General features: G+C 66.5%; 7 protein-coding genes. 5 read left to right on the forward strand and 2 right to left on the reverse strand.

Annotated elements, in window-relative coordinates; all coding sequences use genetic code 11:
* Positions 1-79 precede the first annotated feature (79 nt).
* Genes ACLIIZ_RS02085 through ACLIIZ_RS02105 form a run of 5 tightly spaced genes read left to right on the forward strand, consistent with a single transcriptional unit; the run spans position 80 to position 8901 of the window.
* Complete coding sequence (locus tag ACLIIZ_RS02085) at positions 80-454, forward strand: response regulator (protein ID WP_374325082.1); 375 nt, start codon at positions 80-82, stop codon at positions 452-454.
* A gap of 14 nt (positions 455-468) precedes the next feature.
* On the forward strand, positions 469-834 hold the full coding sequence (locus ACLIIZ_RS02090) for a response regulator transcription factor (RefSeq protein WP_416690541.1): 366 nt from the start codon (positions 469-471) through the stop codon (positions 832-834).
* 5 nt (positions 835-839) lie between these two features.
* The gene (locus ACLIIZ_RS02095; RefSeq protein WP_416690542.1) at positions 840-1352 is read left to right on the forward strand and encodes a chemotaxis protein CheW; all 513 of its coding nucleotides are present in this window, start codon (positions 840-842) and stop codon (positions 1350-1352) included.
* A 41-nt stretch (positions 1353-1393) separates the two neighbouring features.
* On the forward strand, positions 1394-3505 hold the full coding sequence (locus tag ACLIIZ_RS02100) for a methyl-accepting chemotaxis protein (RefSeq protein WP_416690543.1): 2112 nt from the start codon (positions 1394-1396) through the stop codon (positions 3503-3505).
* A 17-nt stretch (positions 3506-3522) separates the two neighbouring features.
* Positions 3523-8901 (forward strand): hybrid sensor histidine kinase/response regulator, encoded by a 5379-nt coding sequence (locus tag ACLIIZ_RS02105; RefSeq protein WP_416690544.1) that lies wholly within the window; start codon positions 3523-3525, stop codon positions 8899-8901.
* Between the two features lie 40 nt (positions 8902-8941).
* Here ACLIIZ_RS02105 and ACLIIZ_RS02110 read toward each other — a convergent pair whose 3' ends face one another.
* Together ACLIIZ_RS02110 and ACLIIZ_RS02115 are read right to left on the reverse strand one after the other, a co-directional pair.
* Entirely contained in the window at positions 8942-10351 is a 1410-nt protein-coding gene (locus ACLIIZ_RS02110; RefSeq protein ID WP_416690545.1) for a cryptochrome/photolyase family protein, read from the reverse strand.
* An 84-nt stretch (positions 10352-10435) separates the two neighbouring features.
* Positions 10436-12508: an esterase-like activity of phytase family protein gene (locus tag ACLIIZ_RS02115; RefSeq protein ID WP_416690546.1), complete on the reverse strand. Its 2073-nt coding sequence runs from the start codon at positions 12506-12508 to the stop codon at positions 10436-10438.
* Positions 12509-12565 lie beyond the last annotated feature (57 nt).

The following is a 12565-nucleotide window of genomic DNA, read 5'->3' on the forward strand; positions in this document are numbered from 1 at the left end:
GCCATATGCTAAGTGCGCCAAGAGACACTCGGGGGGCTGGGAATTGACTGATTTATCGAGACTGCGCGGTATCCGTGTCATGGTCATCGACGACAGCAACACGATACGCCGCAGTGCCGAGATTTTTCTCGTCCAGGCCGGTTGCCAGGTCGTTCTTGCCGAGGATGGTTTCGACGCCCTGGCCAAGATCGCCGATCATCAACCGGCGGTCATTTTTTGCGACATCATGATGCCGCGCCTCGACGGTTACCAGACCTGCGCGCTGATCAAGAAGAATCCCCGTTTCAAGGCCACGCCGGTGATCATGCTTTCCTCCAAGGATGGCCTGTTCGACCGGGCGCGCGGTCGCATGGTCGGTTCCGACCAATACCTCACCAAACCTTTCACCAAGGATAGCCTGCTGCAGACTGTCGCCAGTTTCGCATTGCCGGCCGAACCGGAAATCAAACCGTAGTCCAGGGAGCAACAATGCCCGTGAAGAACATTCTCGTTGTCGACGACTCTCCGACAGAGCGTTTTTTCGCCGTCGACCTGCTGACCAGAGCGGGTTATCTGGTGGCTACCGCTGAAAATGGCGAAGAAGGGATCGCCAAGGCCAAGGCGACCAAGCCCGACCTGATCCTGATGGATGTCGTGATGCCCGGCCTCAACGGCTACCAGGCGACGCGCACGCTGACCCGCGACGAGGAAACCAAGCATATCCCGGTCATCGTCTGTACCTCGAAGGGCCAGGAAACCGACAAGATCTGGGGGCTACGCCAGGGGGCGGTGGATTATCTGGTCAAGCCGCTCAATCCGGAAGAACTCCTGCAACGCATCGCCGCCTTGCCGTAAGCGATATGGCCCGCAAGAGCAGTCTGCGCGATTTCCAGACTTACCTGGCCGGACGCCTCAGCGACGCGGCGCAGGGACATGGCGGTGCCTCATGGCTCGGGTTGGAGATCGGCGATGACGGCTGGCTGATCGATCTCGCCGACGGCGGGGAAATCGTCCAGGCGCCGCAACTGGCCGGCGTGCCGCTGGTCCGCCCGTGGTTTTCCGGGATCGCCAACGTGCGCGGCAATCTGTATGCCGTGACCGATTTTGCCGCCTTCCTTGGCGCCCGGCCGACGCCCAGGAATGCCAATGCCAGGCTGTTGCTGGTCGGGGTTCGCCATGGTTCGAACGCGGCACTGCTGGTGCCGCGCATGCTGGGCCTGAAGAAGCCGGAGAATTTTGCCGAACAGGCTGCCGACGAAGCGTTCCCGGCATGGGGGCGGCGACGCTACGTCGATGAAGATGGGCGCCTCTGGCGCAAGTTGTCGGTGCGCGAGCTGCTTGCCGATCCGGATTTCATGAATATCGGACTATGAAAAAGGGGTCCCGCCGGGGCGGGGTCGAGTGGAGGTAAGACATGGCTTTAGGCTTCAAGCTCCCGAAAATCGGGTCATCCAGGAAAAACGAGGCGCCGCTGACGGTGACCGGCGACGAACCGTCGGACAAGCCGGCGCGGGCGACCGCCGCACCGGCGTTGCTGGCCGGCAAGTCGGCCAACCAGCAGATGAAGCTGCTGGGCGGTGTCTTCGTTGTCGTCCTGCTCCTGATGGCGATCCTCGTTGCCCGCGATGGCCGGGATTCCTCCAACACCACGGCCTACGTTTCCGCGGCCGGCGAGATGCGCATGCACTCGCAGCGCCTGGCCAAGGCCTCGTCGCTGGCGCTGCAGGGCAACTCGGCGGCCTTCTCGCAACTGCGCGAATCGCGTTCGACCTTCAACGACCTGATTCAGAAACTCGCCAGCGGCGGCGAAATCGGGCAGGTTAACGTGCCGCCGTCACCGGATTCGGTGCAAGCGCAGCTTGAAGCCTTGAACCAGCGCTGGACGCAGGTCGACAAGGATGCGACGAGCGTGCTCGGTCAGGAAAAGCAGCTTATCGAACTGGGCAAGAGCGTTGCCCTGATCGACAGCAAGAACCCCGCCCTGCTGGAACTGGCGGAAAACGTCGCTGCCGCCAAGCTGCAAGGCGGCGCGGCGCGCGAGATCGGCGCTGCCAACCATCTGGTGGTGTTGACCCAGCGCATCGCCAAGAACGCGTCGGCGCTGCTGGTCGGCGGGGAGATTGATCCGCAGATTGCCTTCACGCTGGGCAAGGACGCCAAGAGCTTCCACGAACTGCTGCAGATGCTCGGTCGCAGTAGCGATGCCGGCAAGGTCGAGGCACTGGAAGCCGCTTTCAAGGAATACGACGTGGCGATCAGCGGCATCCTCGCCAACATGCAGCCGCTGGTGCAGGCCAAGCAAGCCGGTTCGCGCATCTTCCGCGACAGCGAGGAACTGCTGGCGGCGACCGACGCGCTGGCTCAGGGCTATCAGGAGTCGCGCGGCAGCAAGCTGCTGTTCGTCCTCTTCATGTTCATCCTGGTCGCCGCCGCGCTCACCGTGCTGGTGATGCTGGTGCGCGCCTATCTGGAAGACGCGAAACGCCGGACCCTGGAAGTCGATAAGCAACGTCAGGCGTCGGAACACACCAACCGGGAAAACCAGGAAGCCATCCTGCGCCTGATGAACGAGTTGGGCGACCTCGCCGACGGCGACCTGACGGTGACGGCGACGGTGTCCGAGAACATCACCGGCGCCATTGCCGACTCGATCAACTACACCATCGAAGAACTGCGCGTGCTGGTCGGCCGCATCAACGACGCGGCGAACCGAGTCACCGCGGCGACCGAGATCGCCCGTCGCACGTCGGCCGAGCTGCTCGACGCGGCGGGCCGCCAGTCGAGCGAAATTCAGGAAGCCGGTCAGTCGGCGCTCGACATGGCGCGCTCAATGAACGAGGTATCGGGTAACGCCGCCCAGTCGGCGCAGGTTGCGAACCAGTCGCTGGCCGCCGCCGAGAAGGGTACCCAGGCGGTGCAGGACTCGATCAAGGGCATGAACGAAATCCGCAACCAGATCCAGGAAACCTCGAAGCGGATCAAGCGCCTCGGCGAAAGCTCGCAGGAAATCGGCGAAATCGTCGAACTGATTTCCGACATTACCGAACAGACCAACGTGTTGGCCTTGAACGCCGCCATCCAGGCCGCTTCCGCCGGCGACGCCGGGCGCGGCTTCACGGTCGTTGCCGAGGAAGTGCAGCGGCTGGCCGAACGCTCCGGCGAAGCGACCAAGCAGATCGCAGCGATCGTCAAGACGATTCAGACCGATACCCAGGACGCGGTGTCCGCGATGGAGCAATCGACCCAGGGTGTGGTCGAGGGGGCCAAACTGTCCGACGCCGCCGGTCAGGCGCTGGCCGAGATCGGCCAGGTGTCGCGCAACCTGGCCGAACTGATCGAGAGCATTTCCAGTTCGACGCAGAGCCAGGCCGATTCGGCGACCAATGTGGCCCGCTTGATGCAGGACATCCTGCGCGTCAACGAGCAGACCACGGCAGGTACCCAGCGGACCGCCCAGGCGGTGGATGAACTGTCGGCACTGGCCTCCGAACTCAAGGGCTCGGTGGCAGGCTTCAAGGTCGACTGACCAGCGAACGAGAGAGCATGAACGCGGCAACGGAATTCGATTTGGGCCCGCTGACGTGGGTCAAGGGCGAGATCGACCAGGCGCTGGGACGCGCCGACGAAGCGCTGGGCTTGTTCGCCGACAACGGCGACCGGACGCAGTTGAAGTTCTGCCGCACCCATGTCCACCAGGTCCATGGCGCGCTCGACATCGTTGGTCTCAATGGCATCACCGAACTCACCGAGTCGCTCGAGGAGGTCCTCAAGGCGCTTGAGGAAGAGCGCCTGGTGGCTGGCGACGCCGCGCTGCCGGTGGTCCGTGAGGCGATCGCCGCGTTGCGCCAGTACCTCGACGACCTGATGGCGGGCGAGCCGCACCAGCCCCTGCGCATGCTGCCGGTATGCAGCCGACTGGCCGAGTTGCGTGGCCTGCCGCCGGTGCACCCGGGCGATCTCTTCTACCCCGACCTCAGCCTGCGCCCGCCGCGTTCCGGCGTGGTGCCGCCGGTCCTGCCGCCGGAGCAGATGCAGGCCGTGCTGCGCAAGCAGCGCATGCGCTTCCAGAAGGGCTTGCTCAACTGGTTGACCCGCCCCGAACAGCGCGCCAGCGGCAAACAGGCGATGGCCGAGGCGCTGGCGGCGATCGAGGCATTGCAGCCGACGCCCGGTGCCCGTTCATTCTGGTGGGTGTCGCAGGCTTTCCTCGAAGCGCTCGACGATCCCGAAGTTTCCGCCGATCAGCTGGCGCGTCAGCTATGCGCCCGCATCGACCTGCAGATCCGCCGCCTGCTCGAAGGCTCCGGCAACCTCGCCGAACGGGTGATGCGCGAGGCCTTGTACTACGTTGCCCGTACCCCGGCCACGCCAGATTCGCTGGTCGCCCAGGCGCAGCAGATCTACGCCTTGCCGGCGCAACTGCCCAGCCTGGCCGCCGTGCAGACCCTGCCCAAGTCCCAGGAACAGGGCCTGCGTCGTCTGCGCGAGTTGCTCGCCGGCGTCGAGGAAGTCTGGAACAAGTACTGCGCCGGTAGTCCGGCCAGCCTGAATACCTTCTGCGATCAGGCGCGAGCCTGCGCCCAGGTCACCGCCGACCTCGGTCACACCGATCTCAAGCGCCTCGGCCAGGCGCTGGCGGCAATCTCCGGCTGGCTGCAGGAAGACGCCAAGCGCTTCAACGATGGCGTGGCCATGGAAGTGGCGACGACCATCCTGCTGTTGCAGAACGCGCACGACAATTTCCGCCATCTTGGCAGCGACTTCGCGCAGCAGGTCGATCTCATGGTCGACCGCATCCATGCCTGTATCGCCGGTCGCCCGGCAGCCGGTGGCGAATTGCCGCTACTCGACGAGATGACGCGGCGCGCCCAGGAAAAGCTGCTGATCGCCCAGGTCGGGCGCGAGATCCAGAGCAACCTGGCGCAGATCGAACAGACGCTCGACGCGTTCTTCCGGGCGCCCGCCAAGGGCTTTTCGATGGCCCAGGTGGAAGGCCCGCTCAAGCAGGTCAGCGGCGCGCTGGCGATGCTCGGTCACTTCCCGGCCGTCAGCAGCCTGAAGAACAGCATTGCCCACATCGCAGGTTTCGCCGCCGCCGATTATCAACCGCAGGAAAGCGATTTCCAGCGCGTCGCCGACGAACTTTCGGTGCTCGGCTTCTTCGTTGATGCCCTGCAGCATGGCGAGAGCAGTTTCGACGCCTTCGTCCGCCGCCTGAACGGCGAGGCCGCGGTCGTCGTCGCCGAGGAAGCGCCGACGCCGACCGTCGAAGCCGAAGTCGCCGCCCAGACCCGGCAGGCGCGCGCGCTCGCCGAAGCCCTGCGCGAGGCGCCGGATGACCGTCGCTTGCAGGACGAACTGAAACAGAACCTGGAAAACCTGCAGAAGGATGCCGACCTCGTCGCCGACCGCGAACTCGGCGAATCGGCGAAGGCGGCGCTGGCGGCGCTCGAATCCGGTGGCCCGGTAGACGCGCTGGCCGGTCTGCTCACGCCGCAGGTCGAAGCTCCGCAGCCGTCGGCGGAAACCCTGCTGTTGGCCGAATCGAGCCACGAGACGATCGACGCCGAACTGCTCGCCATCTTCATCGAGGAAGGTCACGAGGTGCTGGCCGAGATGGCGACGCAGAAAGCGGCGCTGGCAAACGATCCGCTCGATCGCGAGGCGCTGACGACGATCCGCCGGTGCACGCATACCCTCAAGGGCTCCGGGCGCATGGTCGGGCTTGCCGATTTCGGCGAAACCGCCTGGGCCGTCGAGCAGACGCTGAACCTGTGGCTGCGCCAGGACATGGCGGTGAGCTCGGAACTGCTGGCGATGGTCGACGAGGAACAGCGCGTCTTTGCCGTCTGGATCGAGCATCTGGCGCAAGGCAGCGGCATGGCCCCCGATCCCTCGGGCTTGGTGGCGCAGGCGGTCGCGCTACGCGGCGGCACGGGCGATGCCCTGCCGGTGGTGCCAACGCCGCTTGCCCCGCCGCCGCTTGCCGTCGACACGGCGCCCGCCGAGTCGCCCGCAGAACCGGAAGCGCCGGCAGAACCGACAAGCGAACCGCTGCTCGATGCCTTCGAGATCGACCTGCCGGAAGCCAGCGAGGTCGCCGAGGAACTGGCCGAGGTCGAAGCCGCGGTCGTCAGCACCGCCGCCGCACCGGCCGCCGACAGCGCGCAGACGCTGTACGAAATTTTCCGGACCGAAGCCCAAGGTCATCTGCAGTCGCTGGCGGAATCCTTCGCCGTGCTCGAAGCCGAGCCGGCGACGCCGACCAATTTCGAAATGACGCGGGCGGCCCACACGCTCGGCGGCATCGCCGCCATCGTCGGCCTGAAACCGCTCAACCACCTCGCCATCGCCCTCGAACACGCCCTGCTGCGGCGCGATGCGGCGCTCCAGCCGGACAGTCTGGAAGGCCTGGAAGCAATGCGCCAGGCTATCCTGATGTTGCATGAAATGTACGCCGGGCTGGCCGAAGAACGGGCGCCGGTGGAACAGCCGGCGCTGGTGGCCGCGCTGGAGGACAGTTACCCGCCGGCCCCGGCCGCGGAAGTCGACGACAGTGGCGCTCGCGTCATCCCGCTGCCCGGCCTGAGCGGTGAATTCACCCTCGACCGCGCCAGCGAAGCCGCACCGCCACCGCCAGCGGAACCGGTCCGCCAGCTGGTCGACGAACTCGACGAACAATTGCTGCCGATCTTCCTCGAGGAAGCCGCCGATCAGGTTCGCGAACTGACCGAGCAACTGCGCGCCTGGCGCGCGGCGCCCGCTGATGGCGCACCGCCGCAGGCGATTGCCCGCCTGTTGCATACCTTCAAGGGCAACTCGCGGATGGCCGGGGCGATGAACCTCGGCGAAGCCACCCACCTGCTCGAGACCCGTGTCCAGGAAGCGCTCCGCGCCGGTAGCGCGAGCCCGCAACTGATCGATGAAATCGAAGCCGGTTGCGACGCCCTGGCGCTCGCTGCCGATGAACTGCGCAACGGACCGGCGCCGGCTGTCGAAGCGGCGCCTGCCGCCGAACCAGCCACGGTAACGTCCGCGACTCCGCTCGTGGCGACCACCCCAACGGCCGATGCCGAAGGCGAGGGCGACAGCGGCGGCCAGCGGGCGATGCTGCGGGTCCGTGCCGACCTGGTCGACCGCCTGGTCAACGAAGCCGGCGAACTGTCGATCGCCCGGGCGCGGATCGAAGGCGAAATGCGCAGCCTGAAGACCTCGCTGCTCGACCTCACGGAAAACGTCATCCGCCTGCGCCGCCAGTTGCGCGAGATCGAAATCCAGGCGGAAAGCCAGATTCAGGCGCGCGTCGCCCAGGCACACGACGGCCAGGCCGATTTCGACCCGCTCGAACTCGACCGCTTCACCCGCTTCCAGGAACTGACCCGTTTCATGGCCGAGTCGGTCAACGACGTGGCGACGGTGCAGCAGAACCTGTTCAAGAACCTCGACGACGCCAACGCGGCGATCCTCGCCCAGGCCCGCCTCAACCGCGGCCTGCAGCAGGAACTGATGGGCGTGCGCATGCTGCCCTTCGCCAGCCAGGCCGAGCGTCTCTACCGCATCGTCCGGCAGACCGCCAAGGAAGTCGGCAAGCGCGCCAACTTCGACATCGTCGGCGGTCAGGTCGAAATCGACCGCTCGGTGCTGGAAAAGATCATGGCGCCGATCGAGCACATGTTGCGCAACTCGGTGACCCACGGCATCGAGACGCGCGAGCAGCGCGCCGCGGCGGGCAAGCCGGAAACCGGCGAAGTGACGCTGAAGCTGGCCCAGGAAGCCAATGAAATCGTCCTCAGCCTGAGCGACGACGGCCGCGGTCTCGACCGCCAGCGCATCCGTGCCCGCGCCGAGGAAATGGGCCTGCTGCAGCCGGGTCAGGAGGTGGCCGATGCAGCCCTGCTCGACTTCATCTTCCGGCCGGGTTTCTCGACCGCCACCGAAGTGACCCAGGTCGCCGGGCGCGGCGTCGGCATGGACGTGGTCAGGAATGCCGTGATCGAACTCGGCGGACGCATCGAAATCGTCTCCGAAGCCGGCCACGGCAGCACCTTCCGTCTCTATCTGCCGCTCACCCTGGCCGTCACCCAGACCCTGCTGGTGCGCGCCGGCAGCACCGTGTACGCCGTGCCCTCGACGATGATCGAGCAGGTACTCGAGGTCAAGGAAAAGGGCCTCGCCGAAATCCGCGACGCCGGCGCCGCCGACTGGCAAGGCAATCACTACCCCTTCCATTTCCTGCCCCGCCTGCTGGGCGATGCCGAAGCCTTGCCGGAAACCCGCCGCCGCTACTGGATACTGCTGCTGCGTGCCGGCTCGCAACGGATCGCCCTGCTCGTCGATGAACTGCAAGGCAACCAGGAAGTCGTCGTCAAGAACATCGGCAGCCAGCTCGCCCGCGTTGCCGGCATCGCCGGTGCCACCGTGCTTGGCGACGGTCGCGTCGTGCTCATCCTCAACCCGGTGGCGCTCGCCGCCCGGGCGCCGTTGATCGCGGTCGCCGAGGTCGCCGCGCCGGCCGTGGTCGCTGCGCCCTTGCCGGTTGCCGCGCCGCACCTGCCGACGGTGATGGTGGTCGACGATTCGCTGACTGTGCGCAAGATCACCAGCCGCCTGCTGCTGCGCGAGGGTTATCAGGTGGTCGTCGCCAAGGACGGCGTCGATGCGCTCGAGCAACTGATCGACGCGCTGCCCGACGTCATCCTCTCCGACATCGAGATGCCGCGCATGGACGGCTTCGATTTCGTCCGCAACCTGCGTGCCGACGAGCGCCTACGCGACATCCCGGTGGTCATGATCACCTCGCGTACCGCCGACAAGCATCGCAACTACGCGCTCGAGATCGGTGCCAACCACTACCTCGGCAAGCCCTACGACGAAGACGAGCTGCTCGGCCTGCTCGCCGGCTACTGCGGGAAATCCACGTAAAGCGACGGTCGATCGCGGTGTCTACCGCGATCGACCGTGTTCAAACCGCCTTCTTCACCACAGCGTAGCGCGCCAGCGTCTTTTCGCGTGCCGCCGCGTGGTCGACGATCGGCCCCGGATAGTCACGGCCGATGACGACGCCGAGCGCTTCCTGCTCCAGCCGGCCCATCGTCCACGGGGCGTGGATGTACTTGTCCGGCACCCGGGCCAGTTCCGGAACGTAGCGGCGGATGAATTTGCCGTCGGGGTCAAACTTCTCCGACTGCGTCACCGGGTTGAAAATGCGGAACCAGGGCTGCGCGTCGCAGCCGCTCGACGCCGCCCATTGCCAGCCGCCGTTGTTGGCCGCCAGGTCGAAATCGTTGAGCCGCTCGGCGAAGTAGCGTTCGCCGAGCCGCCAGTCGAGGCCGAGGTCCTTGCACAGGAAGGAAGCGACGACCATGCGCAGGCGGTTGTGCATCCAGCCGCTGTGGTTCAACTGACGCATCGCCGCGTCGACCAGCGGGTAACCGGTGCGCCCCTGCTGCCAGGCGGCCAGGCCTTCCGGCCAGTCGGCCCAGCGGATGGCGTCGTATTCCGGCTTGAAGGCGCGGTCTACGACCTGCGGGAAGCGGTCGAGGATCATGAAGTAGAAATCGCGCCAGATCAGCTCGTTGAGCCAGGCGTCGGCTTGTTCCGCAAGTGCGGCGCTGACCAGTTCGCGGATCGAAATGGTGCCGAAGCGCAGGTGCACCGACAGGTAGCTGACGCCCTTGACTGCCGGAAAATCGCGCAGTGTGCCGTAGCGGTGGATGCGGCCGGCGCGGAATTCGTCCCACAACCGGCGGGCGCCGGCCATGCCGGGAACGATGCCGAGTTCGGGAAGATCGGTCGGCGCGAAGCCGAGTTCGGCCAGCGTCGGCAGGCCGGCCGGCGCTGGCGGGAACCGCCCTTGCGTGGTGAAGGGCGCATGGTCGGCGGTGCTCAGGCGTTTCCGCCAGGCGTTCTTGTACGGTGTGAATACCGTGTACGGACGGCCGGCGCCGCTGAGCACTTCGTCGCACTCGAAGATGACCTGGTCCTTGAGCAGGTGCAGCCGCCCGCCGGTCGTCGCCAGTTGCCGGTCGACGGCAGCGTCGCGAGCCTGCGCCGCCGGTTCGTAGTCGCGGTTGGCGTAGACCTCGGCGACACCCAATTCGCCGGCCAGCCGGGGAATCTCTTCGCCGGCGTGGCCATGGCGGACGATCAGGCCGCCGCCACGTTGGCGCAGCGCGGCATCGAGCTGGAGCAGGCTGCCATGAATGAACTCGACGCGCCGGTCAGTGCGGCTGGGCAGGGCATCGAGGATGTCGCGATCGAAGACGAAAGCGCAATGCACCGGGCGGCCGCTGGCCAGGGCGGCGGCGAGGGCGGCGTGGTCGTGGTCGCGCAGGTCGCGGCGGAACCAGACGAGGGCGGGGGCGGTTTCCATCGGCCGATTATAGAGGCCAGCGGGCGGGCATGAAAAAGGCCACCCGCGCGGGGTGGCCGAAAGTGAACCGCTCTGTCGGCGGCTTCAGTTCATCGTGTAGCTGCTCAAGGCTTGCGGCAGCTTCAGCAGCCACAGCCGGGTCGGTCGCTCGGATGCCTTGCCGCGGGTGACGCGGGCGCCAGTGGCGCCGTTCGGGCAGTTGCTCAGGACGCCGGTCGAGGCGTCGAGCGTGCAGTCCTCCGGGCTGCCATCGACTTCGTTGCCGGCGGCGTCGACCAGGATCGAGCGCAGGCCGAAATCGTTGTCGTTGATCAGCCCGATCGTCTGCCCGTCGACCAGGGTCAGCCCCTCGGCCTTCTCGGCCTTCCAGCCGAGTGCGTTGAGATCGACCAGCAGGCGCTTGCGCAGCGGCACGACGCTGGCCCAGCTACGCGTGGTGTCGGTCAGCGTGCTGCCGTCGATGCTGTTCATTTCCAGACCGTAACCGTCGCCCGCGATATCGGTCGCGTTGGCCGGCAGTTCGACCAGCATCAGGAAGTTGCGGACCGCACCGTTGGCGTCGGCGCCCTGTTCGATGACCAGGAAGCGGTTGTTGCCCAGGGCCACGACATCGCCCAGTTTGGCGCTGCCGCTCCGGTTCTTGGACCACTTTTCGCCGGCAATCGCGTAATCGAGCGGGTAGGCGTAGAGGTGGGAAGTGCCGGTCGCCGGGTCGAAGGCGAGCCAGCGGGCGAAACGGGCGAAGTCCTTGACCTTGACCTTGTCGCTGGTCTTGCCGTCCTCGTCGAGGTCGCTGATGTCGACCGCCTCGATCGACTTGCCCTTGGCGTCGAACGGATCGATCGGGCTCTGCAGGAAACCGTGCAGGACGCCGCCGCTCATGGTCAGGCCTTCCATGCCGCGGTTGGCGCGACGATGGGCGAGCACCGCCGGCAGGTCGCCGGCGGCAGTGCCTGGCTGGTATTTCTGGACGATCTTGCCGGTCGCCGCGTCGATCTTGGCGATGAAGGGGCCGTACTCGTCGGAGGTCCAGAAGACGCCGTTGGCGCTGTCGTAGATCAGGCTTTCCGGGTCGAGGCCGTTGCTGTCGTAGCCGGCGCGCGTGGCGTCGTAGGTGAAGGCGTCGGTGAGCGGAATCTCGCCCGAGTTGCCGACCGCGCCGGCCGGTACCGGGCGGCCGCTGATCGGCGTGCCGGCGGCGGTCTTCAGCGTCAGCAACTGGTCGATGCGGGCGCCGTCGCGGTCGATGACGATGGTGGCGATCGACGGTACGAAGTCGGGTGAGGGAAAGACCTTGCTCGCCTTGCCGTCCGGGTTGCTGACCGTGGCCGGCGCGTCGCCGTTGGGGCCGCGGTCGGTGATGCCGTAGAAGCTCAGCGTGCCGTCGCTGGCCTTGCCCTTGAAGGCGAGACCGGAACCGGCAGCGGGGAAGAAACCATGCGGAAAATCGGCGGCGATGGCAGCGTTGCTGCCCGGGTAGGCGACGTGCAGGGCGTCTGCCGCGGCGAGCGTGTACTTCGTGACGGCGATCGTACCGCCGGCGCTGGCTTGCGCCTGCGACGAAGTTTCGCCCTGGCCGAGCGCGGTTGCCAGGGTGCCTTCGAAGTGCTCGCGGGCGAGCGCTTCGCGTTCGTCGTTCGGGACGCGGGCGGCGTAGGGCTGACCGAAGGCGTCATTGACGCCGGCTGGCAGCAGGGCGGCCAGCGCGGTCCGGAAATCGCCGGCGGCGAGGGTGAAGTCGATGGTCTTGCCGGCCAGCGCGACGATCACCGCCGGCGTGATGCGGATGCCGTTGGCCGGGTTGTCGTCGTCGTCGAGGATTTGCAGCAACAGCAGGCGGTTGTTGACGCCCTGGGTGCTCTCGCTCCAGGTGGCGACGCCGGCCAGTTCGAGCGGGGTGACGGTGGCGGCGCAGGCAGCGTTGCCGAGTTCGATGTCGGCCAGCGAGAAGCTGACGGTGTCGCCCGTGCGGCATTCGAAGCGGCCGTCGTCGCCAGTCGTGCCGCTCTTGCCGGAGCGCGAGGCCGCCCAGTCGATGCCGCTCACCGCGGCGTCAAGGAAACGGCCGCTGACGCTGCTCGAGCCGCCGTCGCTACCGAGACAGCCGGCAAGGCTGAAGAGGAGGGCGCAGGCGAGGGCGATGCGGGTTTTTTGCATGATTTTCTTCCCTTCTTGAAAAAAAAGCCCGCCGATGAGGCGGGCGGAAAGTATTGC

The sequence above is a fragment of the Azonexus caeni genome (assembly GCF_048146105.1).
Classification (GTDB): domain Bacteria; phylum Pseudomonadota; class Gammaproteobacteria; order Burkholderiales; family Rhodocyclaceae; genus Azonexus; species Azonexus aromaticus_B.

Excerpts from the sequence above, each read along its gene's own strand:
- ACLIIZ_RS02085 (WP_374325082.1), top strand. The coding sequence starts at position 80 with ATGGTCATCGACGACAGCAACACGATACGCCGCAGTGCCGAGATTTTT.
- ACLIIZ_RS02090 (WP_416690541.1), top strand. The coding sequence starts at position 469 with ATGCCCGTGAAGAACATTCTCGTTGTCGACGACTCTCCGACAGAGCGT.
- ACLIIZ_RS02095 (WP_416690542.1), top strand. The coding sequence starts at position 840 with ATGGCCCGCAAGAGCAGTCTGCGCGATTTCCAGACTTACCTGGCCGGA.
- ACLIIZ_RS02100 (WP_416690543.1), top strand. The coding sequence starts at position 1,394 with ATGGCTTTAGGCTTCAAGCTCCCGAAAATCGGGTCATCCAGGAAAAAC.
- ACLIIZ_RS02105 (WP_416690544.1), top strand. The coding sequence starts at position 3,523 with ATGAACGCGGCAACGGAATTCGATTTGGGCCCGCTGACGTGGGTCAAG.
- ACLIIZ_RS02110 (WP_416690545.1), bottom strand. The coding sequence starts at position 10,351 with ATGGAAACCGCCCCCGCCCTCGTCTGGTTCCGCCGCGACCTGCGCGAC.
- ACLIIZ_RS02115 (WP_416690546.1), bottom strand. The coding sequence starts at position 12,508 with ATGCAAAAAACCCGCATCGCCCTCGCCTGCGCCCTCCTCTTCAGCCTT.